General features: G+C 68.7%; 28 protein-coding genes. 11 read left to right on the top strand and 17 right to left on the bottom strand.

Annotated elements, in window-relative coordinates; translation table 11 throughout:
• Nucleotides 1-149: 149 nt before the first annotated feature.
• A complete protein-coding gene (locus ACZ6YV_RS05450; RefSeq protein WP_465508548.1) occupies nucleotides 150-557 on the top strand; it encodes a YciI family protein in 408 nt (135 codons plus the stop codon).
• A gap of 8 nt (nucleotides 558-565) precedes the next feature.
• On the top strand, nucleotides 566-1,708 hold the full coding sequence (locus tag ACZ6YV_RS05445) for an RNA polymerase sigma factor (protein WP_465508547.1): 1,143 nt from the start codon (nucleotides 566-568) through the stop codon (nucleotides 1,706-1,708).
• On the opposite strand, the gene ACZ6YV_RS05440 is transcribed toward ACZ6YV_RS05445, so the two are convergent.
• Entirely contained in the window at nucleotides 1,698-2,201 is a 504-nt protein-coding gene (locus ACZ6YV_RS05440) for a MarR family winged helix-turn-helix transcriptional regulator (protein ID WP_465508431.1), read from the bottom strand. The genes ACZ6YV_RS05445 and ACZ6YV_RS05440 overlap by 11 nt on opposite strands.
• Before the next feature lie 537 nt (nucleotides 2,202-2,738).
• Here ACZ6YV_RS05440 and ypfJ point away from each other — a divergent pair.
• Entirely contained in the window at nucleotides 2,739-3,665 is a 927-nt protein-coding gene (gene ypfJ / locus ACZ6YV_RS05435) for a KPN_02809 family neutral zinc metallopeptidase (RefSeq protein WP_465508430.1), read from the top strand.
• Nucleotides 3,666-3,892: 227 nt separating this feature from the next.
• On the opposite strand, the gene ACZ6YV_RS05430 is transcribed toward ypfJ, so the two are convergent.
• On the bottom strand, nucleotides 3,893-5,437 hold the full coding sequence (locus ACZ6YV_RS05430) for a M28 family metallopeptidase (RefSeq protein ID WP_465508429.1): 1,545 nt from the start codon (nucleotides 5,435-5,437) through the stop codon (nucleotides 3,893-3,895).
• Nucleotides 5,438-5,517: 80 nt separating this feature from the next.
• Between ACZ6YV_RS05430 and ACZ6YV_RS05425 the strand changes: the two genes are divergently transcribed.
• Nucleotides 5,518-6,495, top strand: a complete 978-nt coding sequence (locus tag ACZ6YV_RS05425) for an NAD(P)H-quinone oxidoreductase (protein ID WP_465508428.1) — start codon at nucleotides 5,518-5,520, stop codon at nucleotides 6,493-6,495.
• Nucleotides 6,496-6,546: 51 nt separating this feature from the next.
• On the opposite strand, the gene ACZ6YV_RS05420 is transcribed toward ACZ6YV_RS05425, so the two are convergent.
• Entirely contained in the window at nucleotides 6,547-7,746 is a 1,200-nt protein-coding gene (locus tag ACZ6YV_RS05420; protein ID WP_465508427.1) for a cysteine desulfurase-like protein, read from the bottom strand.
• A gap of 134 nt (nucleotides 7,747-7,880) precedes the next feature.
• On the opposite strand from ACZ6YV_RS05420, the gene ACZ6YV_RS05415 reads away from it, so the two are divergent.
• Nucleotides 7,881-8,480: a bacterial proteasome activator family protein gene (locus tag ACZ6YV_RS05415; RefSeq protein WP_465508426.1), complete on the top strand. Its 600-nt coding sequence runs from the start codon at nucleotides 7,881-7,883 to the stop codon at nucleotides 8,478-8,480.
• Between the two features lie 70 nt (nucleotides 8,481-8,550).
• Here the strand turns inward: ACZ6YV_RS05415 and ACZ6YV_RS05410 are convergent, their stop codons facing one another.
• The 4 genes from ACZ6YV_RS05410 to ACZ6YV_RS05395 are packed head-to-tail and all read right to left on the bottom strand — an operon-like array spanning nucleotide 8,551 to nucleotide 11,705.
• Nucleotides 8,551-9,711: an epoxide hydrolase family protein gene (locus tag ACZ6YV_RS05410; RefSeq protein ID WP_465508425.1), complete on the bottom strand. Its 1,161-nt coding sequence runs from the start codon at nucleotides 9,709-9,711 to the stop codon at nucleotides 8,551-8,553.
• A gap of 49 nt (nucleotides 9,712-9,760) precedes the next feature.
• Nucleotides 9,761-9,991: a hypothetical protein gene (locus ACZ6YV_RS05405; RefSeq protein WP_465508424.1), complete on the bottom strand. Its 231-nt coding sequence runs from the start codon at nucleotides 9,989-9,991 to the stop codon at nucleotides 9,761-9,763.
• Nucleotides 9,988-10,962 carry a spore coat protein gene (locus ACZ6YV_RS05400; protein ID WP_465508423.1) on the bottom strand — a complete coding sequence of 325 codons (975 nt, stop codon included), beginning with the start codon at nucleotides 10,960-10,962 and terminating at the stop codon, nucleotides 9,988-9,990. The genes ACZ6YV_RS05405 and ACZ6YV_RS05400 overlap by 4 nt, the downstream gene beginning before the upstream one ends.
• A complete protein-coding gene (locus ACZ6YV_RS05395; RefSeq protein WP_465508422.1) occupies nucleotides 10,959-11,705 on the bottom strand; it encodes a cytidylyltransferase domain-containing protein in 747 nt (248 codons plus the stop codon). Before ACZ6YV_RS05395 ends, ACZ6YV_RS05400 begins: the two co-directional genes overlap by 4 nt.
• A 49-nt stretch (nucleotides 11,706-11,754) precedes the next feature.
• Here ACZ6YV_RS05395 and pseB point away from each other — a divergent pair, with 49 nt between their 5' ends.
• Nucleotides 11,755-12,738, top strand: a complete 984-nt coding sequence (pseB, locus tag ACZ6YV_RS05390) for a UDP-N-acetylglucosamine 4,6-dehydratase (inverting) (protein WP_465508421.1) — start codon at nucleotides 11,755-11,757, stop codon at nucleotides 12,736-12,738.
• On the top strand, nucleotides 12,731-13,864 hold the full coding sequence (locus tag ACZ6YV_RS05385) for a DegT/DnrJ/EryC1/StrS family aminotransferase (RefSeq protein ID WP_465508420.1): 1,134 nt from the start codon (nucleotides 12,731-12,733) through the stop codon (nucleotides 13,862-13,864). Before pseB ends, ACZ6YV_RS05385 begins: the two co-directional genes overlap by 8 nt.
• Here ACZ6YV_RS05385 and ACZ6YV_RS05380 read toward each other — a convergent pair.
• The 5 genes from ACZ6YV_RS05380 to ACZ6YV_RS05360 are packed head-to-tail and all read right to left on the bottom strand — an operon-like array spanning nucleotide 13,861 to nucleotide 17,726.
• Complete coding sequence (locus tag ACZ6YV_RS05380) at nucleotides 13,861-15,045, bottom strand: SMI1/KNR4 family protein (RefSeq protein ID WP_465508419.1); 1,185 nt, start codon at nucleotides 15,043-15,045, stop codon at nucleotides 13,861-13,863. The genes ACZ6YV_RS05385 and ACZ6YV_RS05380 overlap by 4 nt on opposite strands.
• Before the next feature lie 34 nt (nucleotides 15,046-15,079).
• On the bottom strand, nucleotides 15,080-16,135 hold the full coding sequence (pseI, locus tag ACZ6YV_RS05375) for a pseudaminic acid synthase (RefSeq protein ID WP_465508418.1): 1,056 nt from the start codon (nucleotides 16,133-16,135) through the stop codon (nucleotides 15,080-15,082).
• Nucleotides 16,136-16,166: 31 nt separating this feature from the next.
• Nucleotides 16,167-16,625, bottom strand: coding sequence for a GNAT family N-acetyltransferase (locus tag ACZ6YV_RS05370; protein WP_465508417.1), 459 nt, complete (start codon nucleotides 16,623-16,625; stop codon nucleotides 16,167-16,169).
• Nucleotides 16,622-17,062: a hypothetical protein gene (locus tag ACZ6YV_RS05365; protein WP_465508416.1), complete on the bottom strand. Its 441-nt coding sequence runs from the start codon at nucleotides 17,060-17,062 to the stop codon at nucleotides 16,622-16,624. The genes ACZ6YV_RS05370 and ACZ6YV_RS05365 overlap by 4 nt, the downstream gene beginning before the upstream one ends.
• Nucleotides 17,063-17,096: 34 nt before the next feature.
• Nucleotides 17,097-17,726: a hypothetical protein gene (locus ACZ6YV_RS05360; protein WP_465508546.1), complete on the bottom strand. Its 630-nt coding sequence runs from the start codon at nucleotides 17,724-17,726 to the stop codon at nucleotides 17,097-17,099.
• 145 nt (nucleotides 17,727-17,871) lie between these two features.
• Between ACZ6YV_RS05360 and wzm the strand changes: the two genes are divergently transcribed.
• From wzm to glfT1, 3 genes are read left to right on the top strand one after another with little or no spacing between them, the layout of a single operon-like run.
• Nucleotides 17,872-18,825: a galactan export ABC transporter permease subunit Wzm/RfbD gene (gene wzm / locus ACZ6YV_RS05355; protein WP_465508415.1), complete on the top strand. Its 954-nt coding sequence runs from the start codon at nucleotides 17,872-17,874 to the stop codon at nucleotides 18,823-18,825.
• A 3-nt stretch (nucleotides 18,826-18,828) separates the two neighbouring features.
• Nucleotides 18,829-19,653, top strand: a complete 825-nt coding sequence (gene wzt, locus ACZ6YV_RS05350) for a galactan export ABC transporter ATP-binding subunit Wzt/RfbE (RefSeq protein ID WP_378238175.1) — start codon at nucleotides 18,829-18,831, stop codon at nucleotides 19,651-19,653.
• Nucleotides 19,650-20,558 (top strand): galactofuranosyltransferase GlfT1, encoded by a 909-nt coding sequence (gene glfT1, locus ACZ6YV_RS05345; protein ID WP_378238174.1) that lies wholly within the window; start codon nucleotides 19,650-19,652, stop codon nucleotides 20,556-20,558. The genes wzt and glfT1 overlap by 4 nt, the downstream gene beginning before the upstream one ends.
• Nucleotides 20,559-20,611: 53 nt before the next feature.
• On the opposite strand, the gene ACZ6YV_RS05340 is transcribed toward glfT1, so the two are convergent.
• The 4 genes from ACZ6YV_RS05340 to ACZ6YV_RS05325 all read right to left on the bottom strand — a co-directional run bounded on the left by ACZ6YV_RS05340 (nucleotide 20,612) and on the right by ACZ6YV_RS05325 (nucleotide 24,052).
• On the bottom strand, nucleotides 20,612-22,090 hold the full coding sequence (locus ACZ6YV_RS05340) for a hypothetical protein (protein ID WP_465508414.1): 1,479 nt from the start codon (nucleotides 22,088-22,090) through the stop codon (nucleotides 20,612-20,614).
• 12 nt (nucleotides 22,091-22,102) lie between these two features.
• Entirely contained in the window at nucleotides 22,103-22,651 is a 549-nt protein-coding gene (locus ACZ6YV_RS05335) for a DUF3558 family protein (RefSeq protein WP_465508413.1), read from the bottom strand.
• A 5-nt stretch (nucleotides 22,652-22,656) separates the two neighbouring features.
• On the bottom strand, nucleotides 22,657-23,133 hold the full coding sequence (locus tag ACZ6YV_RS05330) for a hypothetical protein (RefSeq protein ID WP_378238171.1): 477 nt from the start codon (nucleotides 23,131-23,133) through the stop codon (nucleotides 22,657-22,659).
• Between the two features lie 154 nt (nucleotides 23,134-23,287).
• The gene (locus tag ACZ6YV_RS05325; protein WP_465508412.1) at nucleotides 23,288-24,052 is read right to left on the bottom strand and encodes an ESX secretion-associated protein EspG; all 765 of its coding nucleotides are present in this window, start codon (nucleotides 24,050-24,052) and stop codon (nucleotides 23,288-23,290) included.
• Between the two features lie 114 nt (nucleotides 24,053-24,166).
• Here ACZ6YV_RS05325 and ACZ6YV_RS05320 point away from each other — a divergent pair, with 114 nt between their 5' ends.
• Complete coding sequence (locus ACZ6YV_RS05320) at nucleotides 24,167-24,409, top strand: hypothetical protein (RefSeq protein WP_378238169.1); 243 nt, start codon at nucleotides 24,167-24,169, stop codon at nucleotides 24,407-24,409.
• On the opposite strand, the gene ACZ6YV_RS05315 is transcribed toward ACZ6YV_RS05320, so the two are convergent.
• On the bottom strand, nucleotides 24,406-25,419 hold the full coding sequence (locus ACZ6YV_RS05315) for an acyl-CoA dehydrogenase family protein (protein WP_465508411.1): 1,014 nt from the start codon (nucleotides 25,417-25,419) through the stop codon (nucleotides 24,406-24,408). The genes ACZ6YV_RS05320 and ACZ6YV_RS05315 overlap by 4 nt on opposite strands.
• Nucleotides 25,420-25,460: the final 41 nt, after the last annotated feature.

The following is a 25,460-nucleotide window of genomic DNA, read 5'->3' as shown; positions in this document are numbered from 1 at the left end:
GAACGGATCTTGCGGCGATCACCTTTGAGGTCGGATGAAAATTGTCGTCACTCAAGGTCGCATTGCGGATGTCGAGAACGCGTGTCCTGCTCCGTCCCGGCGATGAACGCGGCCACAATGGCCGCACCACCCATCGAGGAGTCCTCACCATGGCCAAGTACCTGCTGCTCAAGCACTACCGCGGCGCTCCGGCGGCGGTCAACGACGTGCCGATGGACCAGTGGGCGCCGGAAGAGATCACCGCGCACATCCAGTACATGAGGGACTTCGCGACCCGGCTCCACGAGACCGGCGAGTTCGTCGACGAGCGGGCTCTCGCCCCCGAAGGCACCTTCGTCCGCTACGACGGCGAGGGCAAGCCGCCGGTCACCGACGGGCCCTTCGCCGAGACCAAGGACCTCATCGCCGGCTGGATGGTGATCGACGTCGACAGCTACGAGCGTGCCGTCGCACTGGCGGGCGAGTTGTCGGCCGCGCCGGGAGCGGGCGGGAAGCCGATCCACGAATGGCTCGAACTGCGTCCACTGTTCGGCGAACCGCTCATCATCACGGAGTGACCACGGAACTGGACGAGGCCCTGCTCCGGGGCCTCACACCGAACGTCCTCGGGATCCTCGTCCGCCGCGGAGCCGACTTCGCGGCGGCCGAGGACGCCGTGCAGGAAGCGCTGATCGAGGCCGTCCGCGTCTGGCCCGGTGACCGGCCGAAGGATCCGAAGGGCTGGCTCGTCACAGTCGCCTGGCGCAAGTTCCTCGACGTCGCCCGGTCCGACGCCGCCCGGCGCCGTCGCGAGGACACCGTCGACGAAGAGCCGGAGCCCGGGCCCGCTCCCGCGGTGGACGACACGCTGCAGCTCTACTTCCTTTGCGCGCACCCGTCGCTGACGCCGTCGTCCGCGGTCGCGCTCACCCTGCGTGCCGTCGGCGGGCTGACCACCCGCCAGATCGCCCAGGCGTATCTGGTGCCCGAAGCGACCATGGCGCAGCGCATCAGCCGGGCCAAGCGCACCGTCTCGGAAGTGCGCTTCGACCAGGCGGGCGACGTCGCCACCGTGCTCCGCGTGCTCTACCTGGTCTTCAACGAGGGCTACTCCGGCGACGTCGACCTCGCCGCCGAAGCCATCCGGCTCACCCGGCGGCTCGCGGCCTCGATCGACCACCCCGAAGTGCGGGGGCTGCTCGCCCTCATGCTGCTCCACCACGCCCGTCGCGCCGCCCGGACCACGGACGACGGCGACCTCGTCCCGCTCGCCGAACAGGACCGCGGCAAGTGGGACACGCGCCTGATCGCCGAGGGCGTCGAGATCCTGCAGGCGGCGCTGGCCCGTGATCAGCTCGGCGAATTCCAGGCACAGGCCGCCATCGCGGCACTCCACGCCGACGCGCCCGCCGCCGAAGAGACCGACTGGGTGCAGATCGTCGAGTGGTACGACGAGCTCGCGAACCTGACCGGCAGCCCGGTCGTGCGGCTCAACCGCGCGGTGGCCGTCGGCGAGGCGGACGGGCCGCGCGCGGGGCTGGCCGCGCTCGCGGAACTGGACAGCGCGCTGCCCCGGCACGCGGCTGTGGCGGCCTACCTCCACGAGCGCGACGGCGACCTGGCGACGGCGGCGCGGCTCTACGGCGAGGCCGCCGAGAAGGCGTCCAACCTCGCCGAGCGCGCCCACCTGACCCGTCAGGCCGCGCGGATCAACGCCCTCAAGAAGTGACCGGCGGCAGACGCGGGAGCCCGTCGATCTCCGACAGGTGCTCCAGCACCCGCCCGAAAGCCCGCGCCAGCACCCGCTGCTCCTCAGGGCTCAGCAAGTCGATCAGGTGCTCCCGGACACCTTCGACGTGTGTCGGCGCCGCGCCCCCCAGCAGTTCCGCGCCGCGTTCGGTCAGCTCCGCGACGACACCGCGCTTGTCCGCCGGGTCGCGGGTGCGGCGGATGATGTCCTCGGCCTCCAGCCGGACCATCTGGTGCGAAAGCCTGCTCTTGGTCGAGCCGAGCATGCTCGCCAGCTCCGTCATCCGCATCCGGTTGTCGGGCTGGAGCGAAAGGCAGACCAGGACCTCGTAGTCGGCGAGTGAGACGTCGTGGCGCTCGGAGAGTTCGCGATGCAGGCGCTGTCGCAGCCGCATGGTGGCGACGATGTACGAGCGCCAAGCGACCATCTCGGACTCGGACAGCCAGTGCACTTCCTTCTGCTCCACCGCCATCCACGCAGGGTAGATCGTTGATCGCACAAGGCGCATACCCGCCGGTCACTTTTCGGCCTTGAAAAATCCGGGGGAACATTCGCCCGAAGGAGGGTTACGAAAAGGTTGAGACTCGGCGCGAAAAGGCGCATTCTGCTTGTCAGCGGATGGTTCGGGCAAGTACCAGGCGAACTCCTCGGAAGGTCGCCGGACCTGCTCCCAGCCGGGAAAGGTCAGGTGGTGGTATGGCGGGTGATTCTCGCGGTTGACCGCCTGCTGTGTCCCCGCGACCGGAACGGAAAGGACCGGGTCGGTCGCGACTGTGAACAGCGACGAGCGCGGGCATCTCACATGCGCTCGACAATTCTCGCGCATTCGGCGTCACTCCAGCCTGTTTCGGGTTCGCGGCCTCTTCGACCGCCTCGGCAGCGCGGGACGCCGGCCCGGTGATCGCGGCCAACCGGCGATCAGGACAAGACAACCTCGGTAGTTCTGGGTGCGGCCACGCCAAGTGGCCGCACCCAGGCATATCCGGGCTTCTCCGGCTACGCTTCCCCCGTGCGATTCGACGAAGGCGCGGGCCTGGACACCTCCGAAGTCGAGGACCTGCGAGGCGGCGGTGGCGGTGGCGGGATCGGCGGCCGGGTGGCACTCGGCGGTGGCGGGCTCGGCGTGGTCGGCCTCGTCATCTACTTCCTCATCTCCCAGTTCGGCGGCGTGAGCCTGAACCCGTCCTCGGGCGGGCTCGGCGGCCTGGGCTCCGTGGGTTCCGGGCAGCAGATGGACAACACGTCGCTGTCACAGGAGTGCAAGACCGGCGCGGACGCGAACCGGAAGCACGACTGCGCGATCGTCGGCGTCATCAACTCGATCCAGGACTACTGGGGCCAAGAGTTCCAGCGCTCCGGGTCGACCTACCGCAAGGCCGTCACCAACTTCTTCAACGGCGGCGTGAACACGGCCTGCGGCAACGCGACTTCCGACGTCGGGCCGTTCTACTGCCCCGGCGACTCCGAGGTGTACATCGACCTCGGGTTCTTCAACGAACTCCGCACCAAGTTCGGCGCGGACGGCGGGCCGTTCGCCGAGGCGTACGTGCTGGCCCACGAATACGGCCACCACGTGCAGAACCTCACCGGAGTGTCCAAAAAGGGCACCGGGAGCGGGCCGACGTCGGGTTCGGTGCGGCTCGAACTGCAGGCCGACTGCTACGCCGGCGTCTGGGCGAACCACGCCACCACCACACCGACCGAGACCGGGCGGCCACTGCTCAGCGAGATCAGCCAGCAGGACATCAACTCCGCGCTGGACACCGCTTCGCGGATCGGTGACGACTACATCCAGTCCAAGCTCGGCGGCGGGCGGGTCGACGAGTCGAAGTTCAGCCACGGCACCTCGGCCCAGCGCAAGAAGTGGTTCACCACCGGCTTCCAGACCGGCCAGCCCGCGCGGTGCGACACCTTCGCGACCAACAGCCTGGGCTGAAGGGGCCTTTCGCCTCGCAGCGCCGGTCCGTGGAGGCCCCCTCCCCAAAGTACGTGAAGGCCCCCTTCACCGCGCCTAGCGCAATGAAGGGGGCCTTCACGTACTTGCTACTACTGCCGGCGGCCAAAGCGGCGGTGCCGCTTCGGTCCAGTCCTCGTGAGTGGCTAGGAAGGTTAGAACCGTCCTAGCCACTCACGAGGCTCTTCAGCTACTACGCGGTTCAGCTACTACGCGGCGGCGACACCGTGGTCGTCAGCGTGGACGGAAGCCGTCAGGCTCCGCTGCTTGGACCGCTCGGCCGCGCGAAGGGCCTTCGCCTTCGCGGCCTTGCCACCGGGGACACCGTTGATGTTCTCGGTGCTGGTCGCGTAGACACCCAGCGCCCAAGCGACGGCGTCGGAGTTGCGGTCGAGCGCGACGCGGTCGATGTTGCCGAGGTTGTCGCACTTCTGGTGGTAGCACTTGTCGTAAGGAACGTTGGCGCTACCGCCCCACTTGGCTGCCTGGGCAGCGGTCTTCACGCCTTCGGCACCGGTGAACAGGCCACCGGCCGGGATGCCGACCGCGATGAACTGGCCGTAGTCGGAACGACCGGTGAAGTCGGTGCCCTCGACCGGGACACCCTTGCCCTGCTGGAGGTAGTCCACGAGGGTCTTCTCGAGTTCGCCGGAACCGTACGGGCCGGGGCCCGCGCCGGTGACGTCGGAGTCGTCACCGTCGTAGGCGAAGTACGCCGCGTTCGGCGAGCCGATCATGTCGTAGTTGTAGTACAGCGCGATGTCGAGCTGCTGCTCGAAGGTCAGCGAGTTGACGTAGTACGTCGAGCCGACGAGACCGAACTCCTCGGCGCTCCACCAGCCGAAGCGGACTGCGTTGTTGACCTTGGCCTTGCTGCCCAGCTGCAGCGCGGTCTCCAGCAGCGCGGCCGAACCGGACCCGTTGTCGTTGATGCCGGGGCCCTCGGTGACGCTGTCGAGGTGCGAGCCGAGCATCACGACGTTGTCCTTGCGACCGGTCTTGGTCTCGGCGATGACGTTGTAGCTGGTCCGCGCCTCCTGGAAGGCACGCAGGTCGAGGGTGACCGAGGTACCGGCCTTGCCGGCGAGCGCCTGGCCGTCGGCCTGGGTGACGCCGCCGGTCGGGATCTTGCCCGCGGCCGGGTCGCCCAGGGTGCCGTTGACCGGGCCCGGGACGTTATTGTAGACGATCGCGCCGACGGCGCCCGCGGCTGCGGCGGTCGCCTGCTTCTGCGCGAAGGAGCAGCCACCGCGCTGGATCAGCGCGATCTTGCCGGTGACCCCGCCGGCGTAGTCGGCGGCTTCGCAGCCGCTGGTGTCGTCGACCGGGACCACCGCGAGCGGGGCGGTGATTCCGCCGGTGGGCGTCGACGGGCTGTAGGACATGATGATGATCGGGACATCGGCGCCCGCGACAGTCAGCTTCTCCGCGAGGGTCTCCGCGTAGGTGAACGGGAACTCCTGCCGCGTGACCGTGAAGCCGGCCTGCTCCAGCTTCGTGGCGACGTACTCCGCGGACTTCTTGTGGCCCTCGGTGCTGGCGGCGCGACGGCCGCCGTTCGCGTCCGAGATCCGCTGCAGCGCGATCAGGTGCCGGTTCACATTGGCGCCATCGACCTTGTTGACGAGCTGCTTGGCCAGCGCGGGGCCGTCGATCTTCGGCGCGGCTGTCGCAGCGGGAGCCATTCCGACCGTGAGCGCGGCGGTGGCCATCACCACGATCGAGGGAACAATGCTTCTTCGCGAATATGACATGAGCGTCACCTTTGTGTGGTTTAGGTCATAGGTCAACCGACGTTCGGCGGACTTCCCATCACCGTTATAGGGTCGTCTGTATGTACGCGATCACCATCCGTGAGCCCGGCGATCCCGATGTTCTCGAATGGACCGAGGTCCCTGATCCGGTGGCGGGTGAAGGCGAAGTCGTCCTCGATGTCGCCGCGAGTGCCGTCAACCGTGCTGACCTGCTGCAACGCCAAGGCCACTATCCGCCCCCGCCTGGTGCGAGCGACATTCTCGGGCTCGAATGTTCGGGCACGATCGCCGAAATCGGCGAAGGCGTCGAAGGGTGGCGAATCGGGGACGAGGTTTGTGCTTTGCTCGCCGGTGGCGGCTATGGGGAAAAGGTCGCCGTACCGGCCGGACAACTGCTTCCGCTGCCCGCCGAAGTCGAATTGCTCGCGTCCGCCGGACTGCCCGAAGTCGCGTGCACGGTATGGGCGAATGTCGTCATGCACGCCAAGCTGTCCGAAGGCGAGGTGCTGCTCGTCCACGGTGGCGCGGGCGGGATCGGCACACACGCGATCCAGGTCGCCAAGGCGCTCGGCGCGACGGTCGCGGTGACAGCGGGTTCGGACGAGCGGCTGGAGAGCTGCCGCCAGCTCGGCGCCGACATCGCGATCAACTACAAGAAGCAGGACTTCGTCGAGGTCCTGCGCGCCGAGACCGGCGGCGCGGACGTCATCCTCGACAACATCGGCGCCAAGTACCTCGACCGCAACCTCGACGCGCTGGCCATGGACGGCAGGCTCGTGGTCATCGGCATGATGGGCGGGGCCAAGGGCGAGCTCAACATCGGGAAGCTGATGGGCAAACGCGCCAGCCTGTACGGCGCCGGCCTGCGGTCGCGGCCGCTGGAGCAGAAGGCCGCGATCGTCGCCGACGTCCGCGAGCGGCTGTGGCCGCTGGTGGCGCAGGGTTCGGTGAAGCCGATCGTCGGTCAGGTCGTGCCGATGGCCGAGGCCGCTTCGGCGCACAGTGCGTTGGAAGAAGGCACGGTTTTCGGCAAGGTTCTCCTCGCCGCTAAATCCTGACGAGTCAGGCGCAGCCTGTCCGTTGAGGGTGGTGGCGGGGCGGGGTCCGGGCTAGCGGATCTCTTCGAGCACCCGGACGAGCTGGTTGACCTCGAAGACGTTCGAGTAATGCGCGAGTCCGATGCGGACGGCGCCGCCGACTTCGGCGGCGCCCAGTGATCCGAAGACCCCGCTCGTGCCGTCGTCGGCGAAAGCGCAGAGCCCTTGGGACGCGAGGTACTCCGCGACCTCGGGCGACTTCTTGCCCGCGACGGCGAAGGCCAGCGCGGGGATCCGGCGCATGGCGTCACCGATGACCATCACGTGCCGAAGCGAACGCAGCTCTGTGGACAGTTGCGCCAGAAGTCCCGCGTGATACGACTTCGCCGAACCCAGCGACGTCACCAGCTTCTCGCGCCGCGAGCCCATCGCCGCGTCGTCCAAACCGGCCAGATAGTCGATCGACGCGATCAAGCCCGCCAGCAACGGGTACGCGTGCGGGCCCAGTTCCATCCGGGCCGGGCCGCGCGCGGCCGGGTCGAGCGAGACCGACGGCAGGCGTTCGAGCAGCTCGGGATCGCGGAAGACCAGCGCCCCCACCGACGGCCCGCCCCAGGCCTGCGCCGAAACCACCATCACGTCGGCGCCGAGCGCGTTGAGGTCCAGCGGCACGAACGGCGCCGCGTACGTCGCGTCGACGACGACCAGCGCGCCGACGCGTTTGGCGAACTCGATCACCGTCGGGACGTCGGGCCGGGTGCCGACCGAACCGGACGCCATCGTGACCGCGACGGCCTTGGTGCGCGCGGAGACGAGGTTCTCGTACTGCCAGGCGGGCAACTCGCAGGTCTCGATGTCGATCTCGCCCCAGCGCACGACAGCGCCGACGCGTTTCGCGGCGCGGCGCCACGGCGCGAGGTTGGCCTCTTCGTCGAGCCGGGACACGACGACCTCGTCGCCGATCGTCCAGCGATCGGCCATCGCGTCGACCAGGCGGCGGATGAGGTCGGGCGCGTTGGGTCCGAGCACGACTCCGGCCGGGTCGGCGCCGACCAGGTCGGCGACCGCCCGGCGAGCGGCCGTGACAATACTTTCCGCACGCTGTGAGGCCGGAAACGCTCCACCCGGCCCGGACACCGGAGCACGCATGGCCGTCGACACGGCCGAAGCGACCTGTTCAGGTACGAGCATTCCGGCGGCGCCGTCGAAGTGAATCCAGCCGTCACCCAGCGCGGGAAACAACCCACGGATACGAGCGACGTCGAACGCCATGGGGACACCGTACGGACGTGCGGTTTGGCGCTTTACCCGGGGTTGGGTGCCCGACCACGGGGCGCGACGATTCCCGCTACGCTCGGAGACGGCGCCGAAAACCACACTGCGCTTCGCGCCCGACGTAGGCCAGGATGGAGCACATGACCGACCCAGTTTCCCGCGAATCGACCACCCCCGGTGACGGCGGCGGAGACTCCTCACCCCACGTGGTGGTCGTCGGTCCCGACGGCGTCCCGGTCGGCACCGCACGTCTCGCCTCCGGTTCCGACGAGGACTCGCCTCAGGAGGAATCGCTCGGCGACCTCGTCGAAGAACCCGCCAAGGTGATGCGGATCGGCACGATGATCAAGCAGCTGCTGGAGGAGGTCCGCGCCGCGCCGCTGGACGACGCCAGCCGCACGCGCGTGCGCGAGATCCACCAGACCTCGATCCGGGAGCTGGAGCAGGCGCTGGCGCCGGAGCTCCAGGACGAGCTGGAACGCCTGGTGCGCCCGTTCACCGAGAACTCGACGCCGTCCGATGCCGAGCTGCGGATCGCGCAGGCCCAGCTGGTCGGGTGGCTGGAAGGGCTGTTCAGTGGCATCCAGACCGCGCTGTTCGCGCAGCAGATGGCCGCGCGGGTGCAACTGGAGCAGATGCGGCGCGGGCTCCCGGCCGGTCCTTCCGCGGGCGGTGCCTTCGGCGGGCCCGCGGCCGGTGGCGACGCGCACGGGCCGGGCCAGTACCTCTGACAAGTGTTATGAGTGCGGCTTTCATCGCAAATTTTGCGATGAAAGCCGCACTCATAACACTCCCGGGGGGTCAGCGCAGGGGGCGGAAGAACGTCCGCAGGTCGCCGATGAGCAGGTCCGGCACCTCCAGCCCCGGGAAGTGACCGCCACGGTCCAGAGTGGACCAGTGCACGATGTTGTCGGTGCGCTCGGCGAGACGGCGGATCGGGAGCCCGGTGTCCTTCGGGAACACGGCGACGCCAGTGGGCACAGTGGACTTCGGCGGCTCCGCGCCCCAGGCCGAGCCCAACGCGGCGTAGATCCGCGAAGACGAGTTCGCCGTGCCGGTGAGCCAGTAGAGCATCACGTTGGTGAGCAGATCGTCACGGTCGATCGCGTCCTCCGGAACGTCCCGCGAGTCCGAATAGGACTTGAACTTCTCCACCAGCCACCCGAGCTGGCCGGCCGGGGAGTCGGTGAGCCCGTAGGCAAGCGTTTGCGGCTTGGTCGCCTGGATCATCGCGTAGCCCAGCTCGCCGAACTGGAACTCCCGCCCGCGCGCCAGCGCCGCCTCACCGCGCGCGAGCTCGTCGCCGGTGAGCCCTTCGAGATCAGCCTCCGACTCGGGCACCGCGCTCGGCAGCATCGTCAGATGCGCGCCGATCACCCGCTCCGGGCATCGGACACCCACCTGACGCGACACGATCGCGCCCCAATCGCCGCCGTGCACCCCGAACCGCTCGTACCCGAGCCGCGACATCAGCACCGGCCACGCGCCGGCGATCCGGTCGGGGCCCCAGTCCGCCTCGGTCGTCGGCCCGGAGAAACCGAACCCGGGCAGCGACGGCACGACGACATGGAACGCGTCCTCGGGGTCACCGCCGTACGCGCGCGGGTCCGAAAGGGGGCCGATGACGTCGAGGAACTCCACTATGGACCCCGGCCAGCCATGCGTGAGCACCAGCGGGATCGCGTCCGGCTCCGGTGACCGCGCGTGCAGGAAGTGCACGTTCGCGCCGTCGATGTTCGTCAGGAAACCGGGGAAACCGTTGAGGCGCTCCTCGTGGGCGCGCCAGTCGTAGCGAAGGCGCCAGTACTCGGCGAGCTCCTGGAGGTACCCGAGCGGCGTCCCGAGCCCCCAGCCGACGCCGTCGATCCCGTCGGGCCAGCGCGTGTTCGCCAGGCGGGCGGCGAGGTCGTCCAGGTCGCGCTGCGGGACGGCGATCTTGAACGGCGTGATTTCGTCGGTCATGGGGACGACGGTAGGGAGGATCGAGGACAGATGCGGTCCTCGAACGGGGTCAAACCCGGCGTTCCGGCGGAGCCCAATCCGTCATCAGCTCGGCGACCTCGGCAACGTCGTCCTCTCGTCCCTCGGCGCGAAGAGACATCATGAGATCGGGGAGCTCTTGATACAGCTCCTCACGAGGAGTCCGCTCAAGTTCCTCGATGAGCAGCGGACGGCACTTGTCGTAGCGCTTGTCCGCGATGATTTCGAGCAGTCTCTCGCGGAAGTGCTTGCTCACAGTCACGACTTCCCCTGCGCGACGAGCGTGTCCAACCGGTCCAGCACGCGGTCCACGCCGTGGCCGTCCACAACGGACGACGCCGTCTCCGAGAACCGCCGCCGCACCTCCTCGTCGCTCAACAGCGTCCGCAGCGTCTCGACGGCGTCCTCGTCCAGCGCCGCCGCGCTCCCCAGCCCGGCCGCCAGCCCGAGGTCCAGCGCGCCCCGGTAGCCGGTCTCCTGGTTGTCGACCAGCTTCACGACACCGGTCGGCACACCGAGACAGCACAGTTCCAGCAGCGTGACACCGGCCGCGCTCACCGCGACGTCCGTCTCCACCAGCAGGTCCAGCAGCCCCGGTCCGGGCGGCTGAACGCGGAACTCCTGCCCCGGCAGCGCTTCCGGGACGACCGGTTCGCCGCGCACGAGGACATCGGCGACGAACGGCAGCCCCGTGTCGCGCAGGGCGTGCAGCAGCGCGCTGACCGTGCCCGCCCACTCGGTCCCGCCGCCGAGCACCACGGTCACGTGCGGCCGCTCGGCCCCTTCGCGACCGCGACGCTTCTCGCGCGCGGCCCGGACGACGTCTCGCATCGGCGCGTAAGCCACGCCCCTGAGCAGCTCGCCGGAGCCGTCGTCGGGCCTCGGCGCGGGCGCGAAACCGCAGTCGACGACGAGGTCCGCTTCGCGCCGACCGAACACGTCGTCCTCGACGGAGACCAGCAGCGCACCCGCGCCGTTCACTTCTTCATGCAGCTCACCGAGGCCGTAGTGATCGACGACCACCGCGTCGAAGCCGTCGAAGGGCACGGACGGCACCACCGGAACGGCCAGCTCGTCGAACCGGGCGGCCAGCCATTCGGCGTTGTCCACCTGACCCGAGAACACGACCTCCCAGCCTCGCGCGACCGCGCGTTCGGCGTAGGCGACCATGCGCGAGACGTGGCCCGCGCCGATCGTCCCGGAGGCGTCGGCCCGCAGCACCAGCCTCGTCACCTGGCCACCTTCTTCTGCTCGACATGCTGGTTGAGCGTCGCGAGGTCGGGCCGGGAGCGCAACACCGCGACCACCTCGCGCCAGTCGCCGACGCGATCCCCCAGTTCCGCCACGACGCCTTCGATGACCGACCAGTCCTCAGCGGTGTCCAAGGTCACGCGCAGGTCGTCGGCGGGCGGACTCACCACGACGCCGGAGCACGAGTACGTCTCCGGACGCGAGTAGATGCCCGAAGTCACGTGTTCCCGGTCGGCACCACGAGCCGTCTCGACCTGCTCGGCCAGCACTTCCGCGCGCACGAGCTCCGCGTCGAAGCCTCGGGGCAGCGTGCGCACGAGGGTGGTGCTCAAGTAGTCCAGCGACGGCCGCGCTCGCCACAACGTGACGAGCTGCCCGATCAGCGCCGGGTCCAGCAGCGGGCAGTCGGCGGTGAGCCGCACGACGGCGTCGGCCGGGTACGACTCGATGGCCACCGCGAAGCGCGCGAGGACGTCGTCGAGCGGCCCTCGGGCGACCAGGGCGCCGTGCCGGGCGGCCTCTTCGGCCACCGGGTCGTCGTCGGCCTCCGTGGAGGTCGCGACCACGACGTTGTCGATTCCCGGCGAACTCGCGGCGGCGCGGACGACCCAGCCGAGCACGCTCCGGCCCGCCAGCGGCCGGAGCACCTTGCCAGGCAGCCGGGTGGACGACGCGCGTGCCTGGATGACGGCGTTGACCACGTGGGCCCCGGGGTCTGGATCCATGGGTGACATGATGTCGTGCGGCAGTAGCACCGAAACGCGGAGGTCAACGATGTCCGAGCTGGATGGCTCCAGCATCCTGCTCACCGGCGGGACCGGTTCGTTCGGCAAGGCGTTCATCACCTACGCCCTGGCCGAGCTGAACCCGCGACGGCTGGTCGTGCTCTCCCGCGACGAGCTCAAGCAGTACGAAGCCCGGCAGCAGTTCGACAACGACCCTCGGCTGCGCTGGTTCATCGGCGACATCCGCGACCGCCGCCGCCTCGAGCGCGCGATGCACGGCGTCGACTACGTGGTGCACGCCGCCGCGCTCAAGCAGGTCGACACGGGAGAGTACAACCCGTTCGAATTCGTGCAGACCAACGTCGTCGGCTCGCAGAACGTCATCGAGGCCGCGATCGACACGGGTGTGAAGAAGGTCGTCGCGCTCTCGACCGACAAGGCGTCCAGCCCGATCAACCTCTACGGCGCCACGAAACTGTGCGCCGACCGGATGTTCATCAGCGCGAACCACTACGCCGCGACGCATCCGACCAGGTTCTCCGTGGTCCGCTACGGCAACGTGATGGGCTCCCGCGGCAGTGTGATCCCGTTCTTCCGCGCGCTCGCGGCCAAGGGCGAGTCGCTGCCGATCACGCACAAGGAGATGACCCGCTTCTGGATCACGCTCCCGCAGGCCGTGCAGTTCGTGATCGACTCGTTCGACCAGATGAACGGCGGCGAGCTCTACGTGCCGCGGATCCCCAGCATGCGGCTGGTCGAACTCGCGCAGGCCATCGCGCCCGGTTCGCCGATGCACGAGGTCGGCATCCGGCCCGGCGAGAAGCTGCACGAAGAGATGATCGCCCCCGACGACTCCCGCCGGACTTTGCGGCTGAGCGATCGCTACGTCGTCCAGCCGCATATCGCGGGCTGGGGCTACGAGCCGCCGTCGGGTGGCGAGGCCGTGCCGGAGAACTTCGCCTACCGCTCGGACACCAACGACCTGTGGCTCGACGCGGACGAGCTGCGCAGCCTGGTCGAGCAGTATGGCTGAGTTTCTCCCTTACGGCCGTCAGTCCGTTTCGGACGAGGACATCGCCGCGGTCACCGAAGTGCTGCGCGGCGACTGGCTGACCACCGGTCCCGCCGTCACGCGCTTCGAAGAAGACCTCGCCGAGCACACCGGCGGCACGCCCGCGGTGGCCGTCACCTCGGGCACGGCCGCGCTGCACGTCGCGTACGCGGCGGCCGGGATCGGCCCCGGTGACGAGGTCGTCACCTCGCCGATGACGTTCGTCGCCACCGCCGCGACGGCCGCGCTCCTCGGCGGCAAGGTCGTGTTCGCCGACGTCGAGGCGGACACCGGCAACCTCGACCCGGCGGCGGCTTCGGCGGCCGTCACCTCGCGGACCAAGGTCGTCGCGGCCGTGGACTACGCCGGCCACCCGGCGGAGCTGGACGAACTCGGCCGCATCGCGCACGGCAACGGCGCGCTGCTGCTGGAGGACGCCGCGCATTCCGTCGGCGGGAGCTGGCAAGGGAAACCGGTCGGCTCGCTCGCCGACCTCACGACGTTCTCCTTCTTCCCTACCAAGAACCTCACTACGGCCGAAGGCGGCGCCGTGATCGCCGGTTCGGACGAGCTGCTGACGCGGGCCCGCGGCTTCCGCAACCACGGGCTGGTGCGGGACAAAGCGGCGCAGCGGTATCCCGATGAGGGCGCGTGGCACCAGGAGGTGCACGAGTTCGGCCTCAATTACCGGCTGCCGGATGTGTTGTGCGCTTTGGGAAGCAGTCAGCTGCGCAGGCTCGCGGAGTTCAAGAAGCGGCGCGCGGAGATCCACGCGCGCTACACCGCGGCACTGTCCTCTTTGGACGGTGTCCTGACGCCTGCCGTGCGCGAAGGCGCGGACCCGGTGTGGCACCTGTACCCGCTGCGAGTCCTCGAAGGACGTCGCCGCGCGCTGTTCGATCACTTGCGAGGCAAGGGGATCGGCGTGCAGGTCAACTACATCCCCGCGTACTGGCACCCGGTGTTCGAAGACCTCGGGTACCAGCGCGGGATGTGCCCGAACGCGGAGCTGTACTACAGCCAGGAGCTTTCGCTGCCGCTGTTCCCGGCGTTGACCGACGCCGACGTGGACCGCGTCATCGACGAGGTCCACGGCTTCTTCGGCTAGACGCGCTCGGGGGCGGGACTCGTCCCTTCGAAACGGATCGTTTCGAAGGGATCGTCTTCATCCACGAACAGCCTGACGAAGCCGTCCGTGGTGAAGTTGCCGCGAAGCCACTCGAGGATGAGATCGGTGAGCCGTCCGGCGAGCGGCGGCCCTTGGTCGTTGTGGCGCGGATAGACGATGACCGGCCACTCGTCCGGCTCGCCCAGCGTGAGCCATCCGATTTCGTCTCCGCCCTGGGTGTCCAGGACCGGAAGGAAGCCGCCAGGTTCCGGCCACACGGCCAGTGGCTGGTAGTCGGGGGCGTCGGCACGAAGGTCGCGATAGTTGTACAAGGACTCTTCCACCGACTTGGCCAGTCCTAGATGGTCGGAGCGAAGTGGCGCGGGAACCTGCAGCCAATCGGCGAAGTATCCATAGCCGTATCGCTCCATCAAGGCGACGAACTCGGTGGGCAGCCGCGTGCCGAGCCGCTCGAAGAGTTCGTCCCACGAACCCTCGCCGAGGTAGGGCACCTCCGGAGGCGGAACCAACTCACACAAGGCGTCCAACCCGGTCCCTTGGGTGAACGCGGCGAGCCTTCGCGGATCCGGAGCTTTCGGTTCAGGAGGTGGCGGCACGACCCAGGGACGCGCTTGCAGAAAGGCGTGGCTCCGCTCGACCGACGGCGCCAACGGCCCCAGTGTGGCACCGGCGGGGAGCCGGACTCCGGTTCGGACGATGGCGGCCAGCGCCTCGTCGAAGGGCATTTCCAGGTCGAGCCAAGGATTCCCCTTTTGGTCGAGCGCACTCAACTGGGCGACCACGACCGGCCAGCGCTCGGGATCGTCCGAAGCTCCGGTGTCCCAGAACAGATGTTCCGAGTAAGTAGTGCTACCCCAGGCGAGCAGGCCGCCCGGCTTCGGATGGAATCGAGGCCTGTCTTCGACGGGAAGATCCATCGACGACGCGCCGCAGAGCTTGTGCATGTGAGCGAGTGCGTCCGCGTAATCGCGGCGATCGTCGCGGGCGGCGGGAACCTCCAGCCAGAGGCGCCTCCCGACGAAAATCGGGCCGTAGGTGTCAGCCAAGGCCTTGTAGGACCTCGGCAAACGCAGCCCGAGCCAGGCTTCGACACCCGGCCAATCGACGGGGATCGGATCGGGAGGTGGTGGGCCGAGCAGTTCGGCGAACGAGGTGGTCACCGCGCGATGGTGCCAGCCCACCCCGACAATTCCGCTAGATCAGGCCCCAGGTGAGCGCGGTGCCCTTCGGGACGTCGGAAGCGAACGTGCGGCCGAGCACGTTCACGATCTCGGCGGGCGCCAGCCCACCGGCGGGCCGGATCGAGCGGACGTTCTCCCGCGTCACGGTGTCCCCGGCGCGCACATCCTCGACGACGTAAAGGGAACGCCGGAGCCGCAGGCCTTCCTTCTCGCTCTCGCGCGGCCCGATCACGGCGGCGCCCAGCGCCTCCCACGCGCGATGCGACTCGGTCACCAACGCGGCCAGCTCGGCGGGCTCCAGCGAGAACTCCGAGTCGACGCCGCCGTCGTTCCTGGCCAGCGTCACGTGCTTTTCGATGGCGACGGCGCCGAGCGCGACGGCGGCGAGAGGGGCGCCGATGCCGGGCGTGTGGTCGGACAAACCGACGAGCGTTCCGGTCACGCCCGCCAGGACGGGCAGGCCACGCAGGTTGCTCTCGGCGGGCGACGCCGGGTAGCTGGCGGTGCAGCCGAGCACGATGAGCTGGTCGTTGCCCGCCTCACGCGCCGTCCGGACGGCCGCGTCGATCTCGGCGACGCTCGCCATCCCGGTCGAGATGATCAGCGGTTTGCCGGTCTTCGCGCACAGTTCGATCAGCGGCAGGTCGACGATCTCCGACGACGCGATCTTGTACGCGGGCGCGTCCAGCGACTTCAGCAGGTCGACCGCGGTGGGGTCGAACGGGCTGGAGAAGATCTCGAGACCGCGGGCGCGGGCGCGCTCGAAAAGCGGCTCGTGCCACTCCCACGGGGTGTGGGCACGCTCGTAGAGCTTGTAGAGGTTCTCGCCGCCCCACAGTGAATGCGAGTCGCTGACCCGGAAAGCGGGGGTGTCGACGTCGATGGTGATCGTGTCCGGCCGGTAGGTCTGCAGCTTGACCGCCTGCGCGCCGGTTTCGGCGATCGCGTCGACGATCTCCAGGGCCCGGTCCAGTTCACCGTTGTGGTTACCGGACATTTCGGCGATGACGAACGGCGGATGCCCGGCTCCGATGCGGTGCGCGCCGATCCGGACTTCCTGTGCGGACATCAAACGAAACGCCTCCCTGACGACGGTCTGGTCAGGACACAGTCTTACTCAACCGCCGGAAACCGTCGACGCCAGGCGCGGTCTCGGCGTATCCGGCCCGGTCGAAGAGTGCGGCCGAAGCCGCGTTGTCCTGGTGCACGGCCGCCACCACGACCCGCGCTCGGTGACCGGCGGTGAAAGCCCGCTCGCCCTCCGCCAGGACCGAGCCCGACAACCCGCGGCCCCGGCTTTCCGGCGCGAGGGTGATGCTGACCTCCCAGACGCCGTCGTCCTCGCGATCGAACCGGACGGTGCCGACCGGGATCCCGTCGAGTTCGACGACGTACAGCTTCCTTTCGGCCGAGCCGAGCACACCGCGCAGCCAGGCCGAATGCTCGTCGAGCGCGATGACGCCGGTCGACCGCGAGGCCTGGCGGGTGCGCGGGTCGTTCCGCCAGTCCAGCAGCAGCCCGGCGTCGGCCTCCGTGGCCTCGCGGGCCAGCACGGTCACTGAACCTGGTCGACGGTCTCGCGCTGCTGATCCTCGAGACGGCGCAGCCGGTCCTCGTAGCGGGCGATCCCGGCCAGCCGGACGCGGATCTGGGCGTGCTGGCGCTGGATCTCCTGGATCAGGCTGCGCGCCTCGGCCAGTTCGGGCTTGTCGGCGTGCGCCGGCAGCGACAGCGACTCGCGCAGGTCCTCCAGCTGGGCCTCCTGGGCCGCGACGCTCGGGATCAGGCGGTCCAGCTCGGCGCGGGTCCAGCGCAGGTCGCCGCGCGTGTGCTCGAGGCTGCCCTCCGCGCCGTCGAGCCGTCGGCGGTGGTCCGCGGTGGCGTGTTCGAGGTCGTTGACGCGCCCGTTGAGGTCACGGAGCCGCTCGTCGATCCGGAAGTCGATGAGCCGGGCGATCCGGCCGATCACTCCGCTGCGGATTTTCTGCACTGCCATGGGTGGTTCCTTCTCGGGGTGAGCTGGCTGCGGTTCAGCGCAGGAGTTCGGTTTCGCCGGTCTTCGTCCAGGAGTCCAGCAGCCTGCCCTCGGCGGCGATCTGGTGCTCGGGTCCGACGATGCAGGAATCGCCCGCCGCGTGCTCCCAGTGAGTCTGGTCCGGGTTGTCGATGAACGAGAAGCCGGACAGGACCAGGTTGGCGTGCGGGAACGACGTGCGCGCGATCCAGGCGGCCAGCGTCCCGGTGGTCGACCACAGGCCCTGTTCGCGGCTCGGCAGGCCGAGCGCGTCCGAGAGCGGCAGGACGACCTCGCGGTTCGGCACCGGCACGTAACCGAGGTCGCCGGGCCACCAGCCCGGGAGGTCTTCGGGCTCCCAGTGCATCCGCCCCGGCTCGACCAGCAGATAGAGCCGTTTGCGGTAGTCACGGAAGACGTGTTTCGTGGCGCGGACGGCGCGGTTGAACACGACGACGTGCACCCGGCTGCCGACGGCTTCCGGGCCGCCTGGCTCGTCCACGACGAAGCCGTTGACCCTGATCACGAGGTCGCAGGCGTCGATGGCCTTCGCCCGCCGGGAGTCCGGCGGCAGCGGCTGATTCCCGACCACGGCCACCGAACGGGGCTCCGGCCGGTCGGCGTATGCGGCGAGCAGATTGACCATCAGGCTCGCGTCGCCGAGTGCAGCAGTCATGAGGGCACAAAGTACCAGCACACGCACCGCGTTCGGGTGCGAAGCCGACGGTAGCTTTCCGTGGTCGGGACGGGGCGGCCCAGGCCCGATCGGCCCCATCGGTACCCTCGTTCCCGTGCATGCCACCAGCACGGTTCACGCCCCCGACGGTGCTGCGCCGACCTCGGTTCCGCCGATTTCGGACAGCAAGACCTTTTCGCGGGCGTTCGCCGACATCAAGACCGGGTTCGCCGCCAAAGAGCTGTGGGGACACCTCGGCTGGCAGGACATCAAGCAGCGCTATCGCCGCTCGGTGATCGGCCCGTTCTGGATCACCATCAGCCAGGGTGTCATCGCGCTGGGCCTGGGACTCCTGTACTCACAGCTGTTCGGCATGCCGACGGCGACGTTCCTGCCCTACATCAGCACCGGGTTCATCATCTGGGGCTTCATCAGCGGCTGCCTGTCCGAGGGCATGGAGACCTTCATCTCCAACGAGGGGCTGATCAAACAGCTCCCGGCGCCGCTGTCGGTCTACGTGCTGCGCACGGTGTGGCGTCAGACCCTGATGCTGATGCACAACCTGATCGTCTACGTGATCGTCGTGGCGATCTTCTACACCGCGCTCAACCATCCGTACTCACTGAACACCGGCAACTGCAATCCGGGCTACTCCGGCATCTGCCACCCCGGCATCGGCTGGTACTCGCTCACCGCGATCCCCGGCTTCTTCATGCTCGCGCTGAACGCCGGCTGGGTCACGCTGCTGCTCGGCATCATCTCGACCCGCTACCGCGACATCCCGCAGGTGATCAGCTCGATCATCCAGCTGCTCTTCTACCTGACGCCGATCGTGTGGCCGATCGACCAACTGCTGGCGGGCGGCGCCCGTGCGAACACCTCGTGGGCGCTGCCGTTCGTCCACGGCAACCCGTTGTTCCACTTCATCCAGATCGTGCGCGCGCCGCTGATCGGGCAGGAAGTCAGCATCAACAGCTGGTACGTGGTGCTCGGCATCACCGTCATCGGCTGGATCCTCGCGCTGGTCGCGATGCGCAATTACCGTTCCCGCGTCTCTTATTGGGTGTGACAGATGGTCAGCATTGATGTGCACAACGCCTACGTCGACTTCCCGATCTTCGACGCGAAGACCCGCTCGCTGAAGAAGCGCGTGCTGGGCAAGGTCGGCGGCAAGATCGGCACCGAGAGCAAGGTGCCGATCATCGAAGCCCTCCACGACGTGACGCTCTCGCTGAAGCAGGGCGACCGCGTCGGACTGGTCGGCCACAACGGTGCCGGGAAGTCGACCCTGCTGCGACTGCTGTCGGGGATCTACGAGCCCACCCGCGGCTCGGCGAAGATCTCGGGCAAGATCGCGCCGGTCTTCGACCTCGGCATCGGCATGGACCCGGAGATCTCCGGGCTGGAGAACATCATCGTCCGCGGTCTGTTCCTCGGGATGACCGCGAAGCAGATGGAAGCCCGCATCGACGACATCGCGGAGTTCACCGAACTCGGCGACTACCTGCAGATGCCGCTGCGGACGTACTCCACGGGTATGCGCGTGCGGCTGGCGCTGGGTGTGGTCACCTCGATCGACCCGGAGATCCTGATCCTCGACGAGGGCATCGGCGCGGTCGACGCGGCGTTCCTCAACAAGGCCAAGGACAGGCTGAAGGATCTGGTGAAGCGGTCCGGCATCCTGGTGTTCGCCAGCCACTCCGACGAGTTCCTCTTCGAGCTCTGCGATTCCGCGATCTGGATGGACGAGGGACACGTCAAGCAGCGCGGTTCGCTGCGTGACGTGCTCACCGGCTACAAGGGGCGCGACCCGTTCGAGAACATGAGCAAGGAGACGCTGGAGCGGTTCGGCGTCGAACCCGAGACGGTGTCGCTGACGAACGGCGGTCAAGGATGACCAGCGAGACCCGGCAGTTGCCCGAAGGCGCGGTCGTCGGCGTGGTCGTCACGCGCCATCGGCGGGAACTGCTCGCGGACTCGCTCAAGGTGATCGCCGCGCAGACGCGGCCGGTCGACCACCTCGTCGTGGTCGACAACGGGCCGGACAAGTCGGCGCGGGACATCGTCGAGAGCTACCCGCTTCCCTTCACGTACCTGCCTTCGCACCGCAACCTCGGTGGCGCGGGCGGGTTCGCGCTCGGCATGCTGCACGCGCTTTCGCTGGGCGCGGACTGGGTCTGGCTGGCCGACGACGACGGCCGTCCCGCCGACGAGAACGTCCTCGCGATCCTGCTGGACGAGGCCGAAAAGCGGGATCTGGCCGAGATCTCCCCCGTGGTGTCCAACATCGACGCGCCGGACAAGCTCGCGTTCCCGTTGCGGCGTGGGCTGACCTGGAAGCGTTCGTCGTCGGAACTGGGCGTCGACTTCCTGCCCGGCATCGCCTCGCTGATGAACGGCGCGCTGTTCCGTGCGTCCACTTTGGACGTCGTCGGCGTGCCGGACCTGCGGCTGTTCTTCCGCGGCGACGAGGTCGAACTGCACCGGCGCCTGGTGCGTTCGGGGCTGCCGTTCGGCACCTCGCTGAAGACCGCGTACCTGCACCCGGACGGCTCGGACGAGTTCAAGCCGATGCTGGGCGGCCGGTTCCACGCGCAGGACCCGGAAAACGAGGTCAAGCGCTACTACACCTACCGCAACCGCGGATACCTGCTGTCGCAGCCGGGCATGCGCAAGATCGGCGCGCTCGAAGTGGTGCGGTTCGGGCTGTATTTCGTCGGGGTGAAGCGGGACCCCAAGGCTTTCCTGCAGTGGCTGAAGCTGGTGCGCCAGGGCCGCAAGGAAAAGTTCTACCGCTACTGAGTCAGACGAAAAAGGGGCCCCTCGCTCGTGCGAGGGGCCCCTTTTTCGTCTGTCTATTCGCCGATGACCGGCGGCGCGGTGCGCATGTCGGTGCCGAAGACCTCGTCCGGGTCGCCCTCGACGAGGTACGTCGGACGCTGGTGCTCGGTGTCCTCGTCCCCTTCCGACTGCTGACCGCGGCCACCCATGCCGCCGCCCATACCGGGTCCGCCACGGCCGGCGGCGCCACCGCCGAGGCCGCCCATACCGCGGCCTGCCGCCGCTTCGGCGGCGCCGACACCACCGGGACGGGCCGCGCCGGACGCGGAACCCGAACCGGGCGTCGAGCCCGAACCGCCACCGGGCCCGAAGCCGCTACCGCCGCCGCTCCGGCCGCCTCGTCCGTTGTACTCCGAGTCACCCATGCCGCCGCCCATCATGGGCGACATCGGCATGGGGCTCATCGGCATGCCGTTCATGTTGTTGTTCGGGCCGGGCGTGCTGACCGGCGGCTGGTTGCCCAGGAAGCCCGACGGTGTCGTGCTCGAAGGGATGCTGCCCGCACCCGTGCTGCTGCCCGGGCCGGGGATGTTGCCGGAGCCCGGCGGGATGACGGAGCCACCGCCTCCGCCGCCACCGCCGCCGTTGCCTCCACCACCGCTGCCGGGCGGGATGTAGGTGTTGCCGGGGTGGTTGGAGCCAGGGGTGCTCGAGCCGGGCGGCACCTCGTAGCGACCGGACTTGCCCGGGTCCTCACCGTTACCGCCGCCGTCCACGCCGAACTTCGGCGGCTCGGCGAACGACGGCTGCTTCGACGCGGCGTCGTACAGGGCCTTGTCGTAGTTGTGCATGGCCGAGGCGGCCTCGGTGTGCGCGTCCTGGCTGTCCTTCTGCTTCTGGATGGACTTGTCGATGTTGTCGCCCAGGTTGAACGGGTTCGACGTCACCCAGCCACCGACCTCTTCCTTCCAGTTGAAGGGGATCGGCTTGGGCATCGTGTTCTTCACGGTGGAAGCCGCGGTGCCCTGGTCGTAGATCGTCTCGGAGGCGAGCTTCGCGTTCTGGGAGTTCGCCTCGGACCACTTGCTGAGGCTCTTGAAGTAGCCCTGCGCGTTGCCCGCCGCGTCACCTTCCCAGGTGCCCTGCGACGAGCCGACCGCCTTGTCCATGGTCGTCGAGAAGGTGTTGAACGCCTTGTGCAGGTCGTGATACGCCGTGGAGACCTCGGTGACCTGCTCGACGTTCAAGTTGCTGTTGACGAACTGTTCGAGCTTGTCGTGGTCGTAGCCCTGGTAATCCGCGTTCGACGGCTCCAGCCCCTCGACGTACTTGACCTCGCCGTCCTTGGTCAGCTGATCGACGTTCTTGTCGCCGACCTCCTGGGACTGCTGGTGCGCCTTCCCGGAGGCCATGAACTGCTTGACCGCGCCGAAAAGCCAGCCGTCGCTGGGGTCGACGCCCTCCTGGGCCTTCTGCTGGAAGTACGTGTCACGCGCCGCGGGCGAAAGGTCGGAGACCTGCTTCTCGCTCAGGTTCGGTGTCTTCGTGGTCATCCTGATTCCCCCTTAGCCCTTCGGAAGCTTCGGTTCGACGAGGTCTGCGACCTTCTCGGCGATCCCGCAGGCCTTCTCGGTGTCTTCGCCCGCGATCAGGACGTCGACCCGCGCCGACGCCGTAAGTTCGAGAGCCATCAGGCACCCACCCGGAGGCCTGGGTGCGAGTACCGCTTTGCGGCCGTTGACGTTGCCGTTGGTCTTGCCGTTGCCGGCGTCGCTCACCGTGTCGAGACCCTGCGTGTCACGGACACCGACACCGATCGAAAGGCTTTCGGCGACTGTCGCCGCTTCCTTGCTCAGCGTGCAGAGACGGGCCCCGCCCGCGTTTTCGCTGGTCGGCGGCTTGAAGGTGCCATAGGACGCCAAGTCCGCCGCGCTGACGAGCGAACACGGGTCGATCGACGCCGTGTTCCCACCGGACGTGGCCGGGGCGCTGGACGCGCTCGACTGCGCGGGAGGGACCGACGGCGCGGGACTGGCGTTCCCCGGCTTCTCGCCGGAGCACGCGGTCAGTACCAGGGCGGCCGCGGCGAGCGGCACCACGTAGAGCTTCTTCATCGTCCTCAGGCCTGAATCTTCTTGGTGGCGTCGATCGCTTGGTCTTCGACACCCTTGTACAGTCCGGCGGCCCTGGCCAGCGCCTCGTCGGCGTCCTTGACCACCTGCTCGAACTGTCCGATGACCGCGCTCGCGGAGTTGGCCGACTGGGCGGCGCCCTTGTGGTCGTGGGCAGCGACAGCCTTGCCGTAGGGGTGGCCACCCAGCTGCGGCGCGTCGTTGAGCGCCATGGTCTTGATCTTCAGCTCTCTGAGCTCTTCCGACATGTTCGCCAGGGCTTCACGAAGCGGCTTGACGCCCTCTTCGCTGATCTTGAAGCCGCCGCTCTTGGCGGCCGAGACCAGCTTCTGCGTCTCGGCGCTGACCTTGGCGATCGCGGCCTGGTTCAGGCCACCCGCCGCGACGTAGTTGGCCGCCGCGCCCACGGCCGCGCCGATCGAGAAGTTCGGTGCCGCCTGTCCGCCGTCCGCTTCGAAAGCCATCGTCCGCCCCACTGCATCGTCTGCTCGCCCGTGCGTACCGCCCGGCAGTCTACTAGCCGAACACTCAGCGCAACGAGGATCGAGCCTATTCGCCGATCATCGCAGTACGCGCCCGAACTGTGACGAAACGGTCGTCAGACCGGTTCCCGCTGGTTCAGAACTGGCCTTCGAGCTGGGCATACAGCTGCTGCGCGATCCTCGCGTTGTCGGCCGGAGCATAGGTCAGCCAACTTTGCCCGTCGGCCGCCTGTCGCGAGGTCATCATGAACCGGCCCGCTTCGGTGTCGAACCACGCCAGCGGCGGGAAGACCTGGCCGCCGCGGATGAACACGCTGAACTGGCCCACCCGCGTCTTCGACTTCTCGAAGATCCGCTCCACGTGGCGTTGCTGCGGGTTCGACCCGTGGGAGCGGGGCCCGCTGACCTTGGCGAAGGGGTCGTACGCGTCGTCGTTGCGAGGCCGCTTCGGCGCGCTCGCCGGCTTCGCGATGGTGACGGACTGGCCCGGTCCCGCCGGGGTGAGCGGCAGCAGGTCGACAATCGACGCGACGATCGCGGTCGGCCTGGTCTCTTCGAACACGAGCAGGTTTTCTTCCTGGCGCACGACGACCGCGAACTGGCCGTTCGTCGCCGACCTCGCGAACAGCTGCTTGTCCTTCTCCAGCTGCGCGACCGCCCAGACGGCGAGCTGCGGTTTGACGAACGTGGCGATCGCGAGTTCGACGTCGGCGTCGAGTCTGCCGCCGCGCATCAGGCCGCGGCCTTCGAGATCGCGGAAGACAGCGTCGCGCACCAGCGCGCGCTGATCGGTCGTGGTGCCGATGTGCGGGACGTCGAACGGGACCGGCGCCGGGCCGAACCGGCCGTGTTCGAGCAGGATGTCCACCGCCGCCAGCGACAGCGAGAACGAATGCGGCATCGCCTTTTCCCCCCGCGGGTGTCTTGTTCGTCGGGATGAACGTAGTCCACGCGCCCGGTACGCCCGGAGCGAACCCGCTTGCCCGGCCGTGATCAAGGCTGGTGCCATGGGTTCATGGCAGACCAGAAACCCGCGCTCGTGCTCCATCTCGCCACCGGTGGGGAGCCGCTGCTCTTCGCGCTCACGACGGAAGAAACCGAACGGCTGACCAAGGACCTCTCACATTTCGTCCGCACCGGTTCGGTCCAGACGATCCAGACCAGTGACGACTCCGAGGTGGCGATCAACTTCACCCACGTCGCGGCCGCCTACATCGACGACCTGAACCGCAAGACCCGGGTGTTCGGGCTCCACTAGTCCCGCGAGAAGAGCTCCAGGAGTCCCGACTTGATCTCCGGGCGGCTGGCGGCGACGAGCAGGAAGGTGGCTTCCCGGACGAGCCGCTGGGGGTGTCGTCCGGCGAGGACCGACGTGCTGCCGTTGGCCGCGACCAGTGCGCCGGCGGCCCGGAACGCGAGTTCCGCGCCGGCCGCCCGGGCCGCGGGCAGTGCGGGCGGGTCGGCGAGGGCCGCGTCGAGCCGCTCACGGACGGCGACGATCTCGGCCCTGATCCCGGCGGCGACGTCGGCCTTCCCGAGGTCTTCGACGAGCCGGGCGGCGCGGGCGGCCAGGCCGAGCGGCGCGCAGCCGTTGAGCCGGGACGGGAAGGTGTTGCCCGCGACGAAGTCGGCGTGCGGGGTCTTTCCGTAGACGCGGTCGTCGGCCACGAAGTAGCGGGTGAAGGCCAGGTGCACGGTGGACGTGCCCTGCGCCGCGACGAGGTCGAGCGGCTGGACCTCCAGTTGCTCCCCCGCCACCGGGTCGATGATCGCGCTGACGACGGTGTCGCCGTCCCTGGCGCAGAGCTGGAGCAGGTCGATGACGCCCCAGCCGCTGACGAACGGGGCCTCGCCGTCGAGCAGGTAGCCGCCCTCGACACGTTCCGCGCGCAGCCTCGGCGGGGTCGGGATCACCGCGGCGAACGAGGCGCCCGCCTTGAGTTCGCCGGCGATCAGCGCCGGGAGGTAGCGCTCGCGCAGGTCCGCGCGGTCGGTGAGAGACAGCCCGGCGACCAGGCCGTGGTGCTGGACCCAGGTGAACATCGTGCTGAGGCAGCCGCCCGCCAGGGCTTCGAGGACTCCGACGATCGTCGGGAGGTCGACGCCGGGGCCGCCGGCTTCCTTGGGTGCCGCGAGGCCGTAGAAGCCTTCGGCGGCGAGGGCGTCGAAGTGGCTCGAAGGGACTTCGCCCTTGAGGTCGACTTCGGCGGCTGCCGGGAAGAGAACGTCATCGGCGAGGGCTTGGGCTCGGGCGACCGGATCCGTCATACGAGTAAGGCTACCCTTACTTCACCTTGCCGTGGGGTGCC

Source organism: Amycolatopsis sp. NPDC102522 (assembly GCF_055584485.1).
This window is presented reverse-complemented; position numbering and strand designations above follow the sequence as displayed.